This window comes from Dickeya chrysanthemi NCPPB 402 (assembly GCF_000406105.1).
Lineage (GTDB): Bacteria > Pseudomonadota > Gammaproteobacteria > Enterobacterales > Enterobacteriaceae > Dickeya > Dickeya chrysanthemi.
In genome coordinates, this window is record NZ_CM001974.1 from 1,821,815 (window position 1) to 1,842,441 (window position 20,627).

Consider the following 20,627-nt stretch of genomic DNA (forward strand, 5'->3'; position numbering starts at 1 on the left):
AGGTTCCATCATGGATCGATTTCCACGTTCTAACGGTTCCATCGTTCAACAGGCCAGTACCGGTCTGCAAACCTATATGGCGCAGGTCTATGGCTGGATGACCTGCGGTTTGCTGCTGACGGCGTTCGTCTCCTGGTATGCCGCCCATACCCCGGCGGTGTTGCAACTGGTGTTCTCCAGCAAAATTACCTTTTACGGACTGGTGATCGCCCAACTTGGGCTGGTGTTTGTGCTGTCCGGTATGGTGCATCGTCTGAGCGGCGGCGTTGCCACCACGCTGTTCATGTTGTATTCGGCGCTAACCGGCCTGACGCTATCCAGCATTTTCATCGTCTATTCCGGCGAATCCATCGCCAGCACCTTTGTGATTACCGCCGGGATGTTCGGCGCGATGAGCCTGTATGGCTATGTCACTAAACGCGACCTGACCGGTATGGGCAGCATGCTGTTTATGGCGTTGATTGGCATCTTGCTGGCGACCCTGGTGAACTTCTGGCTGAAGAGCGAAGGGTTGCAGCTCGCTATTACCTACATCGGTGTGCTGGTGTTTGTCGGCCTGACGGCGTACGACACGCAGAAGCTGAAAAACATCGGCGAAGCGCTGTCGGTGGATGATCGGGATAATTTCCGCAAGTACTCGATCATGGGCGCATTGACCCTGTATCTCGACTTCATCAACCTGTTCCTGATGCTGCTGCGCATTTTTGGCAGCCGTCGTTGAGTATTGATGTTGATAAATAAGTAAAAACGGAGCCAACTGGCTCCGTTTGTTTTTGTTATTTTCTGTTGTCATCCGCCGGTCCCACCTGCGTTAGTTGCGGACTGTGCGCCGGCAGCCAGCCGACCAGCGACGGGAAACGCTTCAGGAAATGGAACACCACCATCCCTTTGAGTACCTGCCAGTATGAGCGTTTCGGCAGTTGCGAGGGGTCAACCTGCACGCAGTCTTCGCGGATAAGCTGGTGCAGATTGTCCTGCAACTGTTGATTGAAGTCCCGGTCGTTGATAAACAGATTAGCTTCCAGGTTGAGCGCCAGGCTGAGCGGGTCCAGATTGCTGGAGCCGACGGTGGTCCAGTAGTCATCCTGCAACGCGACCTTGCCGTGCAGCGGCTGGCGGCGGTACTCATAAATATCCACCCCGGCGTTCACCAGCCAGGGGTAAAGCAACCGGGCGCCGATCAGAACGATCGGCATGTCCGGTTGCCCCTGAATGATCAGCCGTACCCGCACATCCCGCCGCGCGGCTTTGCGCATCGCCCGTAATAACCGGTAGCCGGGAAAGAAATAGGCGTTGGCGATAATCACTTCACGTGTGGCCCGCCGCAGCATTTGCAGGTATTGGCGCTCGATGTCGCGGCGGTGCAGGCCGTTGTCGCGCCAGACGAAGAGCGCCTGCGCATTACCGGGATGCAGGTTGCGAGTCGCGCGACGAAAACGCTGTCGCCACCAGATACGCGGTTCTTCATCATGGGCCAGCGCCGCCAGTACAAAGCGGTAGATATCGTCCACCACCGGGCCGCGCACTTTCACCGCGTAATCCTGTTTGGCTTGTGGACCGTAATCGCTCAGGTGATCAGCGGAATAATTGATGCCGCCTATCCAGGCGGTGTGGCCGTCTACCACCACTATCTTGCGGTGCAACCGGCGAAAGAGGTTGGTGCGCATCAGGCCGAACAGACGGCGGCGAGGATCGTAAAAATGAAAACGCACCCCGGCTTCGATCATCGGTGCCAGAAAATCGGGCGACAGGTCGTGCGAACCGTAACCGTCGGCGGTGGCATCGATACTGACGCCACGCCGGGCTGCTGCAATCAGTACCTCCCGCAGCGCGTAGCCGACTTTATCTTCAAACCAGATAAAGGTCTCCAGCACCACCCGGTTGCGGGCTTGCCGGATGGCGTCAAACACACTGGGGTAGTATTCGTCGCCATTTACCAGCAGGTCGATCTGGTTGCCGTCGCGCCATTCGGTTTTCACAAATGTATCTCCACGGCCAGCGGCGCATGATCGGACAGGTGCGACCAGGGTTTGCTCGGCAGCAATCGGGGGACGCTAGTGCGGGCATTGCGCACGTAGATACGGTCAAGCCGCAATAGCGGGAAACGGGCCGGAAAGGTCCGTGCCGGTTTACCCAGATGTTGGCTGAACACCTCTTCGAGACCGGCGCGGCGTTTTAACAGGGCGCAGGCTTTCATTTGCCAGTCGTTGAAATCGCCGGCAACCACCAGCGGCGCATCGGCAGGCAGGGTGTCGAGAAGGTCGCACAACAGCGCCAATTGCTGCCGCCGGTGCGACGCGGTAAGCCCCATGTGCACGCACACCACGTGGATGTGCAAATCCCGGTTGGGCACTTTCAGTACGCAGTGCAGGATACCGCGTCGGGCCTTGTCGGATACCGATACATCCAGATTGCGATAGCTAAAAATCGGGAAGTGCGACAGCACCGCGTTACCGTGTTCGCCTTCCGGGTAGACTGCGTTGCGCCCGTAGGCATAATCGTTCCACATGGTTTCGGCCAAAAATTCGTAGTGCGGGGTATCCGGCCAGTGCTCCACCTGTAGCGGGTGCGTAGAGTGACGACCCAGTACCTCTTGCAGGCAGACGATATCCGCGGAGACCGATCGTACGGCCTCACGCAGTTCCGGCAGGATGAAGCGGCGATTCAGTGCGCTGAACCCTTTGTGGGTATTAATGGTCAGCACAGTAAACGAAAAACCCAACGACGGTTGCGAGATGGTATCCATTGTTTTCCCTCGTACCCAAGTAACTGAAATCAGTGTAGTCAGTGTTTGGCAAGACGTCGCTGACGTCGGGTTACAGCCCAACCCGGCAAGGCTAACCTATCTTGCGTCGAAACAGAGCGTAAGCCGCGCTGCCGGTGGTGGCGGTGATCGTCAGCAACGGCCATATACCATGCCAGATAACCGCCAGGCTGGCGTTTTTGAGATAGATCTGTTTGGTGATATCAGTGAAATGGCGTACCGGGTTAACCCAGGTAAGTTGTTGCAGCCACAACGGCATATTTTCAACCGGCGACACATACCCGGAGAGCAGAATAGCCGGCATCACGAAGACAAATACGCCGATAAAAGCCTGCTGTTGCGTAGCGCAGAGCGCAGAAATCAGCAGCCCGAATCCTACCAGCGATAACCCGTACACCAGTATGCAGAGGTAGAACAGCAGCAGCGAACCGGAAAAGGGGATACGGTAAGCCAGAATCCCGGCCGCCAGCACGATGCTGGCCTGAACGGTGGCGACAATCAGCGCCGGGACCGCCTTGCCGACAAAGATCTGCCCGGTAGACAGCGGTGACACCAGCAATTGTTCCAGCGTGCCCTGTTCCCGTTCGCGCGCCACCGACAGGGCGGTGACGATCAACACGCCGATGGTGGTGATCAGCGCCACCAGCGACGGCACCACGAACCATTTGTAGTCCAGATTGGGGTTATACCAGTGGCGAATCACCAACTCGCTCTGGTGCGTCAGTGTCGGGTCGTCGGCCGGTTCCCGTAGGTCGGCCCGTTCCCGTAGATAGTCCTGCACTATCTGCTGGATATAACGGGCGGCGATCTGGGCGCTGTTGGAGTGGCGTCCGTCGAGCAAAAGCTGGATGCTGGTCGGTACGCCGCTGGCTAACTGGCGGGAAAAGTCAGGGGGGAAACGCGCCAGCAGCAGCGCTTGCTGGTTATCAATCGCGGGTGCGATGTCCTGTGGGCTGTGCAGCATGATGACGCGGGAGAATGCACTGGCGCCGGCGAAACGCTGCGTCAGTTCCACCGCGGCCGGGCCATTGTCTTCGCTGTAAATGGCAAGCGTAGCGTCGGTGACGTCCAGCGTGGCGGCGAACGGGAACAGCAGCACCTGCAACAGCACCGGCAGCACCAAAATGGCGCGCGTCTGCGGCTCACGCAGCAATGACTGAAGCTCTTTGCGGATTAGCGTCCACACGCGATGTAACATGGCTTCTCTCCCTCGGCATACCAACGGTAATGTGGCACTGACCAACCTCATGATTGACCTAATCGAGCCGGCGCCGGGTTTTCCAGGCGGTCAGGCCGATGAAAAACACCGCCGACGTCATCAGAAACAACAGGTTCATCAGCAACACGCTGCCGATGTTCCCGGCCAGGAACAGGGTTTGCAGCGTGCTGACGAAATAGCGGGCGGGGATCAGGTACGACACCGCCTGTACCAACACTGGCATACTGTGAATTTCAAAGATAAACCCGGACAGCATCACCGCCGGCAGAAACGCGGCGTTGAGCGCCACCATCGCTGCGTTGAACTGATTGCGGGTCAGGGTCGAAATCAGTAACCCCATACCCAGCGTACTGGCGAGAAACAGGCTGCTCATGCCGAACAGTAGCCATAGCGAGCCGCGATACGGCACCCCCAGCACCAATACCGCCACTACCACGCACAGCACCATGGCGATCATCCCCAACACATAATAAGGGAGCAATTTGGTGAGCAGCAGTTCGGTGCGGGTGACCTGCGTCGACAGCAGTGCCTCCATGGTGCCTCGTTCCCACTCGCGGGCGATCACCAGTGAGGTCAGGATGGCGCCGATCACGGTCATGATGATGGTGATAGCGCCGGGAATAATGAAATGGCGGCTGATGGCGGCGGCATTGAACCAGTAGCGGGTCTGTATTTCGATCAGCGCCTGATAACGGCTGCCGTGGTCCTGCGCGTACTGTTGTTGCCAGAGCTGCCACACCCCCTGAGCGTACCCCTGCACGAACTGCGCGGTATTGGGTTCGCTGCCGTCGGTGATCACCTGAATCGGCGCGCGATCCTGCGGGTGCGCCAGCCGGGTGGCGAAATCGGCCGGGATGATGAGAAGCCCGCGAATTTGCCCGGCTTGCATCTGTTCGATCAGCGCCGGGCGGTTATCGCTGAGGGTAACGGCCAGATACGGCGATCCGGTAAAGGCGCGCGCCAGACTGTCGGCCTCGGCGCTGTGTTGCTCCATCAGCACGCCGACGTTCAGGCGGCTGGAGTCAAGATTGATGCCGTAGCCGAAAATAAACAGCAGCAATAATGGGATGACAAACGCGATTAACGCGCTGCTGGGGTCGCGCAGGATCTGCCGGGTTTCCTTCAGACACAGGGCGCGCAGCCGTCGCCAGGAAAAGCGACGATCGTCAATGTACCGCGGCATCCGGCGCCTCCTGATCATACGCCTGTACCAGAGCAATAAACGCCTGTTCCATGGTAGGGTCCGGCATGTCGTCGCAAGCCGCCTGTCGCTTGAGATCGTCCGGCGTGCCGCTGGCGATAAGCCGCCCGCGATACACCAATCCGATACGGTCGCAGTATTCGGCTTCGTCCATAAAATGGGTGGTGACCATAATTGTTACCCCTTTGTCCACCATGCCGTTAATGTGCTGCCAGAACTCCCGACGGGTAAACGGATCGACGCCGGAGGTGGGTTCGTCAAGAAACAGGATGTCCGGTTCGTGCATCAACGCACAGGCCAGCGCCAGGCGCTGGCGAAAACCCAGCGGCAGCGCATCCGGCGTTTGCCGGAAAATAGGGTGGAGGTTGAATGCCTGCGCCATGCTGTTCACTTTATCCAGTTGGTGCTGACCGCGCAGGCCGTAAACACCGGAAAAAAAGCGCAGGTTCTGTTCCACGGTCAGGTTGCCGTACAGCGAAAACTTCTGCGCCATATACCCCAAATGCTGGCGCGCCCGTCCGGAGCGGGTCTTGAGATCCATACCCAGTACCAGCGCCTGACCGTCGGTCGGCGTCAGCAGGCCGCACATCATACGAAAGGTGGTGGATTTGCCGGCGCCGTTCGGCCCCAGCAGACCGAAGATTTCACCGCGACGCACCTGAAAATTCACCCGGTCGGTGGCAGCGAAATCGCCGAATTTTTTCGTCAGATTGCGGGCTTCGATCACCGTTTCCCCACGGTGCGTATCCAGTTGCGGCAGGATAGCCGTCAGCGACGAGGTCGCGCCGGGGCCGCCGCCCAGCAGGTCGATGAACGCATCTTCAAAACGCGGCGCGGTATTTTGCACGCTGTCCGGCGGCAGGCCGAGCGTGTGCAGCAGCGCATTACTGTCCGCCTGCGGTTTCAGGATCAACCGCACATAGCGCCCCTGAATGACGCCGTCGCTCACCTGCGGTTGACGCAACGCCTGTTGCAGCAGGCGGCGATGATTGCTGCCCGGCTGGTCGAGCAAGAGACAACGACCCGCCATCTGTTGCGTCAGGTCGGCGGGCGCTCCCCGATAGAGCAATTCCCCCTCGTTGAGCAGCAGCACGTCGCGGCACTGTTCCGCTTCGTCCAGATAGGAGGTGCTCCAGAGTATCAACATGCCGTCGTCCGCCAGTTCGTGCACCATGCGCCACAACTCGCGGCGCGATATCGGGTCGACGCCGACGCCCGGCTCATCCAGCAGCAGCACACTGGGTTGACCCAGCAGAGTGCAGGCCAGCCCCAGTTTTTGTTTCATGCCGCCGGAGAGTTTGCCCGCCAGCCGGGTCGTGAAGCGGGTGAGGTCGGTAAACTGCAATAGCCGCTCAAAGGTGGCGCGCCGGGTATCGCCGGTAATGCCGCGCAAGTCGGCGTACAGCGTCAGGTTTTCCATTACCGTGAGGTCTTCGTACAGCCCGAATTTCTGCGGCATATAACCCAGCCGGGCGTGTAGCTGACGGTCATCGGCTATCGGGTCGAGCCCCATCACCCGGATGGTGCCGGCGCTGGGCGTCAGCAATCCGGCCAGCATCCGCATCAACGTGGTTTTGCCGGCGCCGTCCGGCCCGACCAGTCCGGTAACCGCACCGGCACGAATCTCGGCACTCAGCTTGGCCAGCGCCGGCTTCTCCAGACCGGCGAAGCGTTTTTCCAGCGCATCGAAGCGGATCAGCGGCGGGTCATTGGTCATGGCGCGCCCGGTTCTGCACCAGCGTGAGGGTCACCGGCATGCCCTGACGCAGACCGTCGTCCGCGTCATTCACGATAATGCGTAACCGGTAGACCAGGTCGGTGCGTAATTCGGTGGTTTCGACGTTTTTCGGCGTAAATTCGGCGCTGGGCGATACGAAGCCGATTTTGCCGTGGTAGGGGTGATCCGGACGGCTGTCGGTGTAAATCAGCACGTCGCGTCCGGGGGCGGCGCGGCCAAGTTGCGTTTCGCCGACGTAGGCGCGAATCCATACCGGTTGCGTCAACGACAAGGTGAATACGGTGCTGCCGGCGTTCAACATGCTGCCGACTTCGGCCGCCCGGGTCAGGATCACGCCGGGAGACGGCGCATACAGGTACGTATCCTGCAAATTCAGTTGCGCCTGCGCTTCGGCGGCTTGTGCCTGCGCCAGTGCGGCTTCGGCGGCGGCGATTTCCTGCGGGCGATTGCCGCGCTCATACTGGTTCAGTTTTTGTCGCGCCGCCTGCAGCGTCGCCTGCGCCTGAGTGCGCGTGGAGCGAGCGTCTTCCAGTGCGTTGGCGGCGAGGGTTCGCTGCTTCCACAGGCTGAGCTGGCGCTGGTAGAAACTGTTGGCGTAATCGTAAGCGGCCTGCGCGTGTTCCAGTTGCGAACGCACCTGGGCGATTTCTTCGCTGCGGTAGCCTTCCCGCAACAGCGCCAGTTGCGCCTGCGCGCTGGCGACATTGGCTTTCGCCTGTTGCAGCGCGTTTTGCAACGGCGTGCTATCCAGCCGGGCTAACCGTTGTCCAGGCTGGACGGCATCCCCTTCATCCACATTCAAACCCGCCAGCCGTCCACCCACCCGAAATCCCAGATTGACGCTGCGGATATCCACGTTGCCGTACAGCGTTAACGGTGTAGCCTGCTGATGACGCTGTTGCATCAGGCCGTAGCCGGCGGCAGCGATAGCGATGACCGCCAGCACCAGCCATGACCCTGTTTTCTTGTTCATAACGCTCCCGATGTGCCTGTGCGCCCTACTCTTAACGGCTGATGCCATGATTGCCGAACCCGCATAGACGACGGCCTCACTGTAAGAATAATTGCTCATTCGTCAGATTGCCGCGTTCTGCCCGACGGCAGGCGGATTTCACACGGCTATCCGCCGGCATTGCAGTAGTAGATGATCGCGCTTTTTAATCAGTAACTGATTGATATCCATACAGAGCAAAATCATTTTGCGCAGAATGCGGAGGATAAAATGTGATCGACAGATAAAAATTCCTCAAACAAGCGAGTTTCTGTTACAATTGCGCGCAGTCATGCACCGTAGTTTGTGCCCATTCATCTGGAGTCAGCGTTGTGCGGCCTTGTATGCCGGAGCGGCGCAGAACCCATCTGTCATCACCCTAAAAACTGCACCGGTCAATATCGGGTAGGGTGAATCTGGAGTTGTTCTCGTTATGTCTTTTGAATCTCTCGGTCTGAGTGCCGATATTTTGCGCGCTGTGGAAGAGCAGGGCTACCGTGAGCCGACGCCGGTTCAGCGTCAGGCAATTCCGGTCGTGCTGGAAGGGCGCGACCTGATGGCCAGCGCCCAGACCGGCACCGGCAAAACCGCCGGTTTCACCCTGCCGCTGCTGCAATTGCTGAACGAACGCCCGGTGCTGGCGAAAGGCCGCCGTCCGGTGCGGGCGTTGATCCTGACGCCGACCCGTGAACTGGCGGCGCAGATCGGCGAAAACGTGCTGGCGTACAGTAAATACCTGCGTCTGCGTTCGCTGGTGGTGTTCGGCGGCGTCAGCATTAACCCGCAGATGATGAAGCTGCGCAGCGGCGTCGATATTCTGATTGCCACGCCGGGCCGTCTGTTGGATTTGGAACACCAGAATGCGGTCGACCTGTCGCAGGTGGAAATTCTGGTGCTGGATGAAGCCGACCGTATGCTGGATATGGGCTTTATCCACGATATCCGCCGGGTGCTGGCGAAGCTGCCGTCCAAACGGCAGAACCTGCTGTTTTCCGCCACTTTCTCCGACGAGATCAAGGAACTGGCCGGTAAGCTGCTCACCAATCCGGCGTCGGTGGAAGTGGTGCGCCGCAACACCCCGTCCGAGCTGGTGACCCAGCACGTGCATCTTGTGGACAAGAAACGTAAGCGTGAACTGTTGTCGCATCTGATCGGCAAACACGACTGGCGGCAAGTGCTGGTGTTTACCCGTACCAAGCACGGCGCCAACCATCTGGCGGAGCAACTGAACAAAGACGGTATCACCGCCGCCGCTATCCACGGCAACAAGAGCCAGGGGGCACGTACCCGTGCGCTGGCGAATTTCAAAGACGGCGACATCCGTGTGCTGGTGGCGACCGATATCGCTGCCCGCGGGCTGGATATCGACCAGTTGCCGCATGTAGTGAACTACGAGCTGCCGAATGTGCCGGAAGATTATGTGCACCGTATCGGCCGTACCGGCCGGGCGGCCTCGACTGGCGAGGCATTGTCGCTGGTGTGCGTTGATGAACACAAACTGCTGCGCGACATTGAACGCCTGCTGAAGCGGGAAATCCCGCGGATGGAGATTCCGGGTTACGAGCCGGACCCGACTATCAAGGCCGAACCGATCCAGAATGGCCGGCAGGGTGGTCGCGGCGGCGGTGCGCCGCGTCAGGGCGATCGTCCGCAAGGCGAACGTGCATCCGGGCGGGCGCAGGGCGACCGTTCCCATCAGCCGCGTCGTGACGGCACCGCTCGCCCGGCCGGACAACGCCCGGAAGGGCAATCCGCCCGCCGCCGCCCGCCGCGTAAACCGGCTGGCGGCCAGTAATATCCTATAGCGCTGCTTTCGCCTCCGGTTGCGGCCGGGGGCGATAAAACATCACCGCATTACCTGCCAGAATCAATACTAATCCCAGCACGGCGTTAACTCGCCATACATACCCTTCGAACAGGGTGGAGACGGAAAGCGCAACCAACGGGAACAGTAGGGTAGCGTAGGCTGCCTGGCTGGCACCGATACGCCCAACCAGCGCGAAGTAGGCACCAAAACCGACAACCGAACCGAACAGCGACAGGTAAAACAGCGAACCGAGATAGCGCAGCGAGAATTCCGGCGTGAAGCGGTAGTCTAACAGCCATGCGATGAGGCCCATCACTAACGCACTGTATAGCATACCCCAACTGTTGGTGGTCATGATGTCGCGTCCCATACGTTGATGCTGGGTGCTGATCATGTTGCCGAGAGAAAAGCCGTAGGTGCCAAGCAAGCTCAGGCCGACTCCCCACAATAACTGTGGGCTGCTGCTCAGTTGCAGCAGGTCATGCCAGAATAGCAGGAGGATGCCAGCCAGCCCCAGCGGCGCGGCCAGCATCACATTACGGCTGAGACGGGAGCCGAAGAATAGCCGGCTGTTGAAGGCATTAAACAGGACCGCCATCGAAAAAATCACCGATTCCAGCCCGCTGGGGATCCAGGCGGCGGCATGGTAAAAGCAGAAGAAATTGAGGCCGAAGACGGTGGCCCCTTGCGCCATACACAGCAGATGCGCCCGGCCGCTTAAGGGACGCAGGCGTCGGGTCAGGATCAAAAACGCCATTAACAACGTCGAAGCAATGGTAAAACGCCAGAAAATCGACACTTCAGGCGGCACACTACCGTGCTGTAGACTGATGGCGATCCAGGTGGTGCCCCAGATCAGTACCACCGTGCAATAAAGCAGGCTATTCATCGTCAGACCCCGCAATAAATTAACAATTATTTGATTTTGAATAAATTAATTGCAAAAGCAATAAATTCCGAAAACAATTAATTCAGTAAACGACAAATAATGAGTATCCGGTATTGGTGGGGCGGCGGCTGTCAGCAGGTTGCGGTGAGTAGCAAAATCCTGCGGTTTTTTATTTTGGGCAGACGAGCGTATCGGCTCGTCGTGATAAGCAATCCATTCATACTTCAGCGGTGGTGGTGAGAGATGGTTATACCCGTCATACTTCAAGTTGCAGGTGCGTTGGCTGCGTTCGTTCACCCGAATCACTTACCTGAGTAAGCTCATCGGGATTTTCTCTCTTGCCGCCTTCCTGCAACTCGAATTATTTTGGGTATACACCTAATGCCTTCAGGCTGTCCATTCACGGTGACGGCGCACTGGAAGCTGATCATTCGCAATGGGTTTTACCGTTGTCAGGTTCGCTTAATATTGATATTTCAGGACAAAGCGCGCAGTTGGCGCGATACTCTCGCGTCAGCAACGAGTGGAGAGAGCAAGGTGGATGGTAAAAAAACCGTAGCGGGCGTAGCGTGCGGCATGGGAGCCGGGGCGCTCTGGGGACTGGTTTTTCTGGCGCCGGAACTGGTGCGCGCGTTTAGTCCGTTGCAAATTGCGATTGGCCGATATAGCGCGTACGGCCTGATTTCGTTGATGTTGCTGGCGCCGCGCTGGCCGTCTCTGGTGCGACGATTAACCCGCCGTGAGTGGATTGCGCTGGGCTGGCTGTCGCTGGCGGGCAACACGCTGTATTACATTTTGCTGTCCAGCGCGGTACAGATGGCGGGCATCGCCATTACGTCGCTGGTGATTGGGTTTATGCCGGTAGTGGTGACGTTGATCGGCAGCCGCGACCGGGGCGCGGTTCCGCTGCGCAGGCTGTTACCGTCGTTGCTGCTGTGCGCGGCCGGCGCACTGTGTATCGGCTGGCAGGCGTTGGGCGCGCCGGCGTCCACTGCGGTGGGGGCTCAGGTCGTCGGCCTGTTGTGCGCGCTGGGCGCGCTGATATCCTGGAGTAGCTTCGCGGTAGGCAACAGCCGCTGGCTGGCGCGTGTGGCGTCGGTCTCGGGCCACGACTGGAATCTCCTGATGGGCATCGTCACCGGCGCACAGTCGCTGATGCTGATTCCTTTGGCTATCCTGCTTAACACCGACGATCACAGCGGTATCGCCTGGGCGCAGTTTGCCGGTGTATCCCTTGGGGTGGCGGTGCTGGCTTCGATGCTCGGCAATCTGTTCTGGAACCAGATGAGCCGCCTGTTGCCGCTTACGCTGGTCGGGCAGATGATTTTGTTTGAAACTCTGTTCGCGCTGATTTACGGCTTTCTGTGGGAGCAACGCCTGCCCACCTATCTGGAAGCCGCCGCGTTTACGCTGGTGGTGTGCAGCGTGATGTCCTGCATCGCGGTACACCGAAAACCCGCACGTCGTGACGATGAAGACCGGTTGACCGTCGCGTCCTGACGGCGATGCGACGGGTCTGTCTCCCGGCGCGGCGGGCTGGCGCAGGCGGAACAGTGGTTACGCCACTGCCGCCGTTCCATCACCGATATCGCGCTGGCCTGCGGGTTCAGCTCCGCCAGTCATTTCAGCCAGCGCTTTCGCGCCGAATACGGCATCACGCCGTCGGCACTACGCCAGCAGTGTTCGGCGTGAAGATTGCTGCGCTGCCAGCAGGCATAGCGTCAACGCGACCTGATACGATTTGACGAACGATGGCACCGGCAGAAACTCAAAGCGTGAATGGAAGTTGTGCGCGCCGGTAAAAAAGTTTGGCGTCAGAATGCCTTTGGCCGATAGCGCCGCGCCGTCGGTACCGCCGCGCATCGGAATCACTTTCGGCACAATCGACAGGGTCTCCATGGCGGCGAACAACAAGTCCAGCGCGCGCCGGTCGTCTCCCAGCGCGTTGCTGATGTTGCCGTAGATATCGGCGATGGCACAACTGACCTGACCGGTTGGGTACTGCGCGGCAATCTGCGCCGCGACGTCGCGTATCTGCTGTTTACGCGCGTCGAATCCGGTCAGATCGAAATCGCGGATCGAGGCTTTCAGCACCGCTTCATTGGCGTTGGCGTGGATATCGTTGAACCAGACATAGCCTTCCCGGCCTTCGGTGTGTTCCGGGGTGTGTTGACGATCAAACCGGCTGATAAAATCGTGCGCCATCAGGACTGGGTTAACCAGCACGCCTTTGGCCGACATCGGGTGGGCGGTGACACCGGTAAAACGGATTTCCGCCGACGCCGCATTAAAATTCTCGTACACCACTTCGCCCAGCTCGCAACAGTCGATGGTGTAGGCGAAATCGACGTCGAAACGCGCCAGATCCAACGCTTTAGCGCCCCGCAGGCCAATTTCTTCATCCGGCACGAACGCCACCACGATATCGCCGTGCGGCTGGTCATCGCGCAGATTTTCCAGCAACGTCATCACCACGGTGACGGCGGCTTTGTTATCCGCTCCCAGCACGCTGCTGCCATCGCTGAAAATAATCTCCTGATCGCGATAGGGCAGAATTTCCGGATGCTCACTGACCCGCAGCCAGATGTCCTGCGCCGGATTAAGACACAGGTCGTCGCCGGTAAAATGCAAGGTTTGCGGGTGAATCTCCGGCGACAGGCCGACATCCACCGTATCAATATGGGTGATGAAGCCGATGCGCGGCGCGGACGGCGTGTTGCCCGGTTTCACCGCGGTGACGGTGGCGTGCTCGTCGCACACAATCTGGCTCAGCCCCAGTGAGCGCAATTCTGCCGCCAACAGGTGAGCCATCGCCATTTGACCCGGCGTGCTCGGCAGCGTGGCGGCAGCGGCGTCGCTTTGGCTGGTGACTGCCAGATAGCGGTAGAAACGCTCGGTCAACTGACGCGCCAGGTTATTGCTCATAGCGGATCCTTATTGGTAAACCCTTCGAAAGATTAGGTATGGTTATTCAAAAATAATCAAAGGCTTCGTTGTACTCAGCGAGCTACCCGGAAGTCAATAAAAAGCGAGGATGGGGATGAAAAACAGATTAGCGCGTATCGCGCTGGCCACGATGACGCTGGCGTTGACGCAGACGGCCTACGCCAAAACGCTGGTGTACTGCTCGGAAGGGTCGCCGGAGAATTTTAATCCGCAACTGTATACCTCCGGCACCAGCGTGGATGCCAGCGCCGTGCCGATTTACAACCGACTGGTGGACTTCAAAGTCGGCACCACCGAGCTGGCGCCGAGTCTGGCTGAAAGTTGGGACATCAGCCCGGACGGTACCCAGTACACCTTTCATCTGCGCAAGGGAGTGAAATTCCATCGCAACGCCCAGTTTGCCCCGAGCCGCGATTTCAACGCCGATGACGTGATTTTCTCTTTTCAACGCCAGCGTGATCCCAATCACCCGTATCACAAGGTATCCGGCGGCACCTATGCCAACTTCGAAAGCCTGTCGTTTCGCAGCCTGATTACCGCCATCGACAAACTGGATGATTACAGCGTGCGTTTTACCCTGAGTCATGCAGAAGCGCCGTTTTTGGCCGATCTGGCGTGGTATTTTGCGTCAATTCTGTCCGCCGAATACGCCGACCAGATGCTGAAAGCCGGCACGCCGGAGAAAGTGGATCTGGAGCCGGTCGGCACCGGCCCGTTCCAACTGGCGCAATATCAGAAAGATTCCCGCATTCTGTATCAGGTGTTTGCGGACTACTGGCAGGGCAAAGCCAAACTGGACCGGCTGGTGTTCAGCATCACGCCGGACGCCTCGGTGCGTTACGCCAAGCTGCGTAAGAACGAATGCCAGGTGATGCCGTTTCCCAACCCGGCTGAGCTGGCGGACATGAAGAGCAACAAAGAGATTACCCTGATGCAGAAAGCCGGTTTGAATATCGGTTTTCTGGCGTTTAATACCCGCAAAGCACCGCTGGATAACCTCAAGGTGCGTCAGGCGCTGACGATGGCGATCAACAAACCGGCGATTATCGAGGCGGTGTTTCAGGGCACCGGTAGCGCGGCTAAAAACCTGCTGCCGCCCGGTGTATGGAGCGCCGCATCCGACCTGAAGGATTACGAATACGATCCGGAAAAAGCGCGGGTGCTGCTGAAAGAAGCCGGGCTGACGGAAGGCACCGTTATCGATCTGTGGGCGATGCCGGTACAGCGGCCGTATAACCCGAACGCACGCCGCATGGCGGAAATGATTCAGGCCGACTGGGCGAACGTGGGGGTGAAAGCCAATATCGTCAGTTACGAGTGGGGCGAATATCTCAAGCGGGTGAAGAGCGGCGAGCATCAGGCGGCGCTGATGGGCTGGACCACCGCCACCGGCGACCCGGATAATTTCTTCGGCCCGCTGTTTACCTGCAATTCCGCCAATGGCGGGTCCAACTCATCCCAATGGTGCTACCCGCCGTTCGATAAGCTAATCACCGACGCACGCGCCGAGCAGGATCACCAGAAACGCGTGGAATTGTATCGTCAGGCGCAGTTCATGATGCATGAGCAGGCGCCGGCGGTGATGATCGCGCACTCGACTATTTTTGAGCCGGTGCGCAATACGGTGACCGGGTATGAAATCGACCCGTTCGGCAAACACATTTTTTATCAGGTCGATATTCGGCAGTAATTGCCGTGCCGGGCGGGAAAGCCGAGGTTTTCCCGCCGGTTATTTTGCCTGTTCCGATCGTGCGGTTTCTCCCATCGACAGTTTCTCCCGCCGACAGTACCATGACCTGCCTTTTTTACGATGAGTCGAGTTATGCGCGTTTTACTGGCCCCGATGGAAGGGGTGCTGGATTCCCTGGTGCGGGAATTGCTCACCGAAGTGAATGATTACGATCTGTGTATCACCGAGTTTTTGCGGGTGGTGGATAGCCGTTTGCCGGTAAAAGCGTTTTATCGCCTGTGCCCGGAGTTGCGCCACGGCAGCCGTACACCGTCCGGCACCCGGGTGCGGGTACAACTGCTCGGCCAGTATCCACAGTGGCTGGCAGAAAATGCCGCCCGGGCGGTGGAGCTGGGGTCCTGGGGCGTCGATCTCAACTGTGGTTGTCCGTCGAAAATGGTGAACGGCAGCGGCGGCGGCGCCACGTTGCTTAAAGACCCTGATTTGATCTACCGGGCTGCCAAAGCGATGCGCGAGGCGGTGCCGTCATCGCTGCCGGTTACGGTAAAAGTGCGCTTAGGCTGGGATTCCGGCGAGCGCCAGTTTGAGATTGCCGATGCGGTAGCGCAGGCGGGAGCCAGCGAGTTGGTGGTGCACGGGCGTACCAAAGAGGACGGCTATCGGGCGGAGCGCATCAACTGGGCGGCGATAGGGGAAATTCGCCAACGCCTGAATATTCCCGTTATCGCCAACGGCGAAATCTGGGACTGGCAAAGCGCACAGGATTGCCTGGCCGTGACCGGTTGTGATGCGATGATGATTGGCCGCGGGGCGCTCAATGTGCCGAATCTGAGCCGGGTGATCAAATATCGCGAGGCGCGTATGCCGTGGCCGAACGTCGTGCAACTGCTGCAAAAGTATGTACGGCTGGAAAAGCAGGGCGACACGGGGCTGTATCACGTAGCACGCATCAAGCAATGGCTGGGTTATCTGCGCAAGGAATATGACGACGCCGGCGAGCTGTTCAGCCGGGTCCGCGCCCTGACGACTTCGGCCGATATTGCCCGGGTGATCGACGGCATCCGCTAAGGGAACGCTTGCTGCGCCATAGCAAGCGTCGTAATGTATTTTCTCAAGATCCGGACGACCACCCGCTGGAGATGTATGTCGGTGATTTGGCGTCCCGGCTGGCGCATTGTCGGTCAGTTCCCTATGCATTGATGACGGTTTATTCGTAAAATCATTCATGAAAAGAAAAGTTACAACAATGTACTCATCTGATCAGTAAAATGGCGGTCAGTGGATTGAATTATTACGCTTTCGTATCTATACATGATTAACGAAAAAATAATGGCTGGTTTTTATCGTTATTATGACCGGTAACACCGGACAGTCAGGCGTTTGGTAAATGAGATTTATTTTGTCAATCAACCATGAGGGAAAATGGAAAATTGGCTTTCTGGTAAGGGATAGATTTTTAAATCCGTTCTCTTTTTAGCATGGTGAACGCACACTGTGCTGTTGTTTGTAGTGCTCATTTCAGCACACCATGCCAATGACGGCTGGTGCAATCCGCGTGTTGGCCCGCAAGGTGATGGTGCGGGCGTTGGTGGGAGCGCCGAAGGCTATTCGCTGAGCGGCTGACCGGCCGGCAATAAATTAGCATGATAGTAATACCTACAATCACAAATATAACACGGCCTGAACGCCTTTTCCGTTTGCGTGTATGCGCGAAATAAAAGACGCCTCAGAGAGAGCCTATAAGCGGAGAAAAAAACGTGCACGAGCATTTTAGAGGGAAATATGAAGTTGAATTGAAATTTCGTATTCAGGATATTATCGCTTTTCGTGAAAGTTTATTTAGTCATCACCCTGAATCATTCGTATTCGAAAATAAGGAACATGATGTTTATTATGATTCGGCGGAAAAGAAACTGGGGCAACAAAATATCAGTATGCTATTACGGCGAATGGCGCCATCCGGGATCAAACTCTGGATAGTGAAAGGGCCGCGCACCGGTTGCTGTGAAGCCGTCAATGTTGAATCATTCGATATGACGGACAGCATGCTGAGAACGCTGGGGTTCCTGCCGATCTTCGAGGTGAATAAAACCCGCAGTATCTACTTTCTCGATCGGTTTCACATCACGCTGGATTATATTGAGTCACTGGGGCATTTCGTGGAAATCTCCTGTACGACGGAGGATGAAGCGGAACTGGATATTCTGGGTGAACATTGCCAGGACTGTGCATTACGGCTGGGGTTACAGATGGACTGCATCGAAACCCGTTCCTATCGGCAATTGCTCGGGTATTAGGCGGTATAGCGCAAGAGAGCGCCGGTGCGGCGCCTGAGGGGGCCGCGAAACCGGCGGCGGGTACATCCGTTATCCAGGGCCGACTGTCAGCCGTTGTCGACACGGCGTGTCATACCGGGTAAACAGTTGTCAAACTTTGTCACAAAGCTTTTGAGACAGGCGGCGTGCACGCTATCCAGCGGCGCATTATAATGCGTCGTTCTTTTTTTTCAGTTAACAGTACACTGTTTAAGCTATTGAATAATGAATAAAAAATTTCGGCTTTCCGTTGTAAGCCTGTTGTTGCTTTCTGCGCCGGTGTGCTTTGCACCGCAGGCCGCCGCCAAAACGTCCGTGACGCAACCGGCGTCGTCCCGTCAGGAGATCGCTTCCGGCAGTGCGATGGTGGTGGATTTACGTAATAACGATGTACTTTATTCCAGCAATCCGGATGTGGTGGTGCCGATTGCTTCGGTAACCAAGCTGATGACCGCCATGGTGGTGCTGGACGCCAATCAGCCGCTGGACGAGCGCATCTCCGTCGATATCAGCCAGGCCAAAGAGATGCAAGGGGTATATTCACGCGTGCGTCTGGGCAGTGAGATCAGTCGCCACGATATGCTGTTGCTGGCGTTGATGTCGTCGGAGAACCGGGCGGCTGCCAGCCTGGCGCATCACTATCGCGGCGGGTATCAGGCGTTTATCGCGGCGATGAACGCCAAAGCCAAAGCGCTGGGTATGACCCATACCCGCTATGTGGAGCCGACCGGGCTGTCAACCAGCAACGTTTCGACGGCGCGTGACCTGACCAAATTGCTGATTGCGTCCAAACAGTATCCGCTGCTGAGCCAGCTCAGTACGTCGCATGAGAAAACCGCTGTGTTTACTCACCCGTCCTACAGCCTGCCGTTTCGTAACACCAACCATTTGATCTACCGCCAGGACTGGAACATCGAACTGACCAAGACCGGGTTTACCAATCAGGCTGGTCACTGTCTGGTGATGCGTACGGTGATCAACGGGCGGCCGGTGTCGCTGGTGGTACTGGATGCGTTCGGCAAATTCACCCATTTTGCCGATGCCAACCGTCTGCGTAATTGGCTGGAAACCGGCAAAGTCAGCCCGGTGCCGGAAGCGGCGTTGAGCTACAAGAAACAGAAGTCGCTGGCGTCACGCCAGCCGCATAATAGCAATGCTGGCGTAACCGCCGAGGTGGACGAATAACGGCAGGATAGGGCGGTGTTACGACGCCGCCCGCTCGTCCTGAATAATTCGGCCTGACGCCGCAATTTCCTCTTCATGCCCTGGTTCGCGCCAGGTTTCCGCCAGCGCCTGCCGGTACCAGAGTTGCATCGCCGGTTGCGCCAGCAGGTGGCTGACGTAATGCGCCGCCGCGCCAGTCAAGGGCAGACCATAGGTCTGCGCCCGAAACACCACCGGGGCGAAAAAGGCATCTACCGCGCTGAACTGCGTTCCCGCCAGAAACGGCCCGCCGAATCGCTGTATGCCTTCCTGCCACAATTGATTCAGCCGATCGATATCGCTCTGCAATTCGGGGGTGAGGGTATGGAGTGTTACCCGCACGCCACAGCTCATCGAACATTGATTACGCAAGGCGCTAAAGCCCGAATGCATTTCCGCCGCCGCGCTGCGAGCCCAGGCGCGGGCGGCCTTGTCTTGCGGCCACACGGCCGGATGTTCTTCCGCCAGATATTCGATGATGGACAGCGAATCCCAGACGGTGATGTCGCCATCGACCAGACAGGGCACTTTGCCGGTCGGCGAGAAGGCTTTGAACGCGGTTTGAACCGGAGCGGATGCAAACGGCGTCAGGATTTCTTCAAACGGGATATCCAGTGCTTGCAGCAGGATCCAGGGGCGCAGCGACCAGGACGAATAGTTTTTATTGGCGATGTGCAACTGATACATGTCTTCCTCCGTGGAGATATAGCGATGGGCCGAATTTTCACACCAACACACGTGCAACGTGAAGTATGACGGGTATAGATGTACCACGGAATCAGCGGCATAGCATCGTTTGATTCGCCGCGGGACCGGCTCAGGCCAGCAGTACCTGCCCGCACACGGCCTGTAGCGCCGGCAGGTCGGCATGATTACCGCTGGCATGGTCGGTAATCAACAGGTCGATATCGGTTGGCGGCGCGTAGACCACCCGGCTGGTGATGCCAATCTTGCTGTGATCCGCCAGCATGATGCGCTGTCTGGCGTTGCGCGACATCGCCCCGGCGATTGCCGCTTCATGATGGGAAAAGCTGCTGGCGCCGGACTGGCTGGCGATGCCGACCGGCGACAGCAGGGCGACATCGGCGCGATAGCGCTGGATTTCGGTTACCGTCAGTGCGCCGCTGGTGGCTTGTGCGGCAGTGCCCATGTGGCCGCCGAGCAGGATGACCTCGTGCGGCGAGTGCTCGTCGGTTTCGGTGCCGGCGAGTTTCAGCGCCACGTTCAGGCTGTTGGTGATGATAGTCATGCCGGGAAGCCGAAGCAATTCGCCGGCCAGCAAGGTCGTGGTGCTGCCGGCGTCGATAAACAGCGTCTGACCGGCTTTCAGGTACTGTACCGCCCGTTGCGCGATCGCCAGTTTCTCTTGTTCCCGCACGGTGTTGCGTACCGATAGCGGCGGTTCGGGTTCCACCCCGGTCGAGACGACGCCGCCGTGTACCCGGCGCAGCACGCCTTGCGCTTCCAGCTTAAGCACATCGCGCCGTACGGTTTCCCGCGACACGCCCAGATGCTGAATGATGTGGTCGGTACTGACCCGATTTAACGATGACAACAACAAACGGATACGGTGCAGGCGAGTTTCTTCGAGCATTAACGGGCATTCTCTCGGTCAGTGTGACGGTCGCGCCATTATAACGGCAAGGCGACGGACGATCAGGTTCAACGGACGATATACCCGTCATTCTTCACGTTGCAGGTGCGTTGGCCTTCCTGCAACTCGAATTATTTTGGGGATAGATATCGTTTGTGTATTTTTGTGCTTTTAAGCATAACAGGTATCATCGTGTTGGCAATGGTCCGACAGGAAGTCATTTTAACGTGATTTTTTATCTATTTATTGTTATTAAAGTATATTTAACCG

At 57.9% G+C, this 20,627-nt stretch carries 18 protein-coding genes and 1 pseudogene; 8 read left to right on the top strand and 11 right to left on the bottom strand.

Going from position 1 to position 20,627, the window contains the following annotated elements:
* The first annotated feature begins 10 nt into the window (after positions 1-10).
* The gene (locus DCH402_RS08215) at positions 11-721 is read left to right on the top strand and encodes a Bax inhibitor-1/YccA family protein (protein ID WP_040000654.1); all 711 of its coding nucleotides are present in this window, start codon (positions 11-13) and stop codon (positions 719-721) included.
* A 55-nt stretch (positions 722-776) separates the two neighbouring features.
* Here DCH402_RS08215 and clsB read toward each other — a convergent pair whose 3' ends face one another.
* The 6 genes from clsB to hlyD all read right to left on the bottom strand — a co-directional run bounded on the left by clsB (position 777) and on the right by hlyD (position 7,895).
* Positions 777-1,979 carry a cardiolipin synthase ClsB gene (gene clsB, locus DCH402_RS08220; protein ID WP_040000655.1) on the bottom strand — a complete coding sequence of 401 codons (1,203 nt, stop codon included), beginning with the start codon at positions 1,977-1,979 and terminating at the stop codon, positions 777-779.
* Positions 1,976-2,746 (bottom strand): endonuclease/exonuclease/phosphatase family protein, encoded by a 771-nt coding sequence (locus tag DCH402_RS08225; RefSeq protein WP_040000656.1) that lies wholly within the window; start codon positions 2,744-2,746, stop codon positions 1,976-1,978. The genes clsB and DCH402_RS08225 overlap by 4 nt, the downstream gene beginning before the upstream one ends.
* Positions 2,747-2,837: 91 nt before the next feature.
* The gene (locus DCH402_RS08230) at positions 2,838-3,962 is read right to left on the bottom strand and encodes an ABC transporter permease (RefSeq protein WP_040000657.1); all 1,125 of its coding nucleotides are present in this window, start codon (positions 3,960-3,962) and stop codon (positions 2,838-2,840) included.
* A 58-nt stretch (positions 3,963-4,020) separates the two neighbouring features.
* The gene (locus DCH402_RS08235; RefSeq protein ID WP_050583281.1) at positions 4,021-5,166 is read right to left on the bottom strand and encodes an ABC transporter permease; all 1,146 of its coding nucleotides are present in this window, start codon (positions 5,164-5,166) and stop codon (positions 4,021-4,023) included.
* Positions 5,150-6,901, bottom strand: coding sequence for an ATP-binding cassette domain-containing protein (locus DCH402_RS08240; RefSeq protein ID WP_040000659.1), 1,752 nt, complete (start codon positions 6,899-6,901; stop codon positions 5,150-5,152). The genes DCH402_RS08235 and DCH402_RS08240 overlap by 17 nt, the downstream gene beginning before the upstream one ends.
* Positions 6,891-7,895, bottom strand: a complete 1,005-nt coding sequence (gene hlyD / locus DCH402_RS08245; protein ID WP_040000660.1) for a secretion protein HlyD — start codon at positions 7,893-7,895, stop codon at positions 6,891-6,893. The genes DCH402_RS08240 and hlyD overlap by 11 nt, the downstream gene beginning before the upstream one ends.
* A 451-nt stretch (positions 7,896-8,346) precedes the next feature.
* On the opposite strand from hlyD, the gene rhlE reads away from it, so the two are divergent.
* A complete protein-coding gene (gene rhlE, locus DCH402_RS08250; protein ID WP_040000661.1) occupies positions 8,347-9,708 on the top strand; it encodes an ATP-dependent RNA helicase RhlE in 1,362 nt (453 codons plus the stop codon).
* Positions 9,709-9,712: 4 nt separating this feature from the next.
* Here rhlE and DCH402_RS08255 read toward each other — a convergent pair whose 3' ends face one another.
* On the bottom strand, positions 9,713-10,609 hold the full coding sequence (locus DCH402_RS08255) for a DMT family transporter (protein WP_040000662.1): 897 nt from the start codon (positions 10,607-10,609) through the stop codon (positions 9,713-9,715).
* A gap of 45 nt (positions 10,610-10,654) precedes the next feature.
* Positions 10,655-10,906, bottom strand: coding sequence for a hypothetical protein (locus tag DCH402_RS22270; protein ID WP_152486904.1), 252 nt, complete (start codon positions 10,904-10,906; stop codon positions 10,655-10,657).
* Between the two features lie 240 nt (positions 10,907-11,146).
* Between DCH402_RS22270 and DCH402_RS08260 the strand changes: the two genes are divergently transcribed.
* A complete protein-coding gene (locus DCH402_RS08260) occupies positions 11,147-12,109 on the top strand; it encodes a DMT family transporter (protein ID WP_040000664.1) in 963 nt (320 codons plus the stop codon).
* A gap of 36 nt (positions 12,110-12,145) precedes the next feature.
* Positions 12,146-12,301: pseudogene (locus tag DCH402_RS21200) on the top strand (AraC family transcriptional regulator); the annotation flags it as partial.
* On the opposite strand, the gene pepT reads toward DCH402_RS21200, so the two are convergent.
* Entirely contained in the window at positions 12,278-13,534 is a 1,257-nt protein-coding gene (gene pepT, locus DCH402_RS08265; RefSeq protein ID WP_040000666.1) for a peptidase T, read from the bottom strand. The pseudogene DCH402_RS21200 and the gene pepT overlap by 24 nt on opposite strands.
* Positions 13,535-13,649: 115 nt before the next feature.
* Here pepT and DCH402_RS08270 point away from each other — a divergent pair, with 115 nt between their 5' ends.
* The 4 genes from DCH402_RS08270 to pbpG all read left to right on the top strand — a co-directional run bounded on the left by DCH402_RS08270 (position 13,650) and on the right by pbpG (position 18,745).
* A complete protein-coding gene (locus tag DCH402_RS08270; RefSeq protein ID WP_040000667.1) occupies positions 13,650-15,245 on the top strand; it encodes an ABC transporter substrate-binding protein in 1,596 nt (531 codons plus the stop codon).
* A 132-nt stretch (positions 15,246-15,377) separates the two neighbouring features.
* Positions 15,378-16,313 (top strand): tRNA dihydrouridine(16) synthase DusC, encoded by a 936-nt coding sequence (gene dusC, locus DCH402_RS08275; protein WP_040000668.1) that lies wholly within the window; start codon positions 15,378-15,380, stop codon positions 16,311-16,313.
* Positions 16,314-17,002: 689 nt separating this feature from the next.
* Positions 17,003-17,542, top strand: coding sequence for a class IV adenylate cyclase (gene cyaB, locus DCH402_RS08280; protein WP_040000669.1), 540 nt, complete (start codon positions 17,003-17,005; stop codon positions 17,540-17,542).
* 243 nt (positions 17,543-17,785) lie between these two features.
* Positions 17,786-18,745 (top strand): D-alanyl-D-alanine endopeptidase, encoded by a 960-nt coding sequence (gene pbpG / locus DCH402_RS08285; protein ID WP_040000670.1) that lies wholly within the window; start codon positions 17,786-17,788, stop codon positions 18,743-18,745.
* A gap of 18 nt (positions 18,746-18,763) precedes the next feature.
* Here pbpG and DCH402_RS08290 read toward each other — a convergent pair whose 3' ends face one another.
* Together DCH402_RS08290 and DCH402_RS08295 are read right to left on the bottom strand one after the other, a co-directional pair.
* Positions 18,764-19,450 carry a glutathione S-transferase family protein gene (locus tag DCH402_RS08290; protein ID WP_040000671.1) on the bottom strand — a complete coding sequence of 229 codons (687 nt, stop codon included), beginning with the start codon at positions 19,448-19,450 and terminating at the stop codon, positions 18,764-18,766.
* A 130-nt stretch (positions 19,451-19,580) separates the two neighbouring features.
* Positions 19,581-20,357, bottom strand: a complete 777-nt coding sequence (locus DCH402_RS08295; protein ID WP_040000672.1) for a DeoR/GlpR family DNA-binding transcription regulator — start codon at positions 20,355-20,357, stop codon at positions 19,581-19,583.
* Positions 20,358-20,627: the final 270 nt, after the last annotated feature.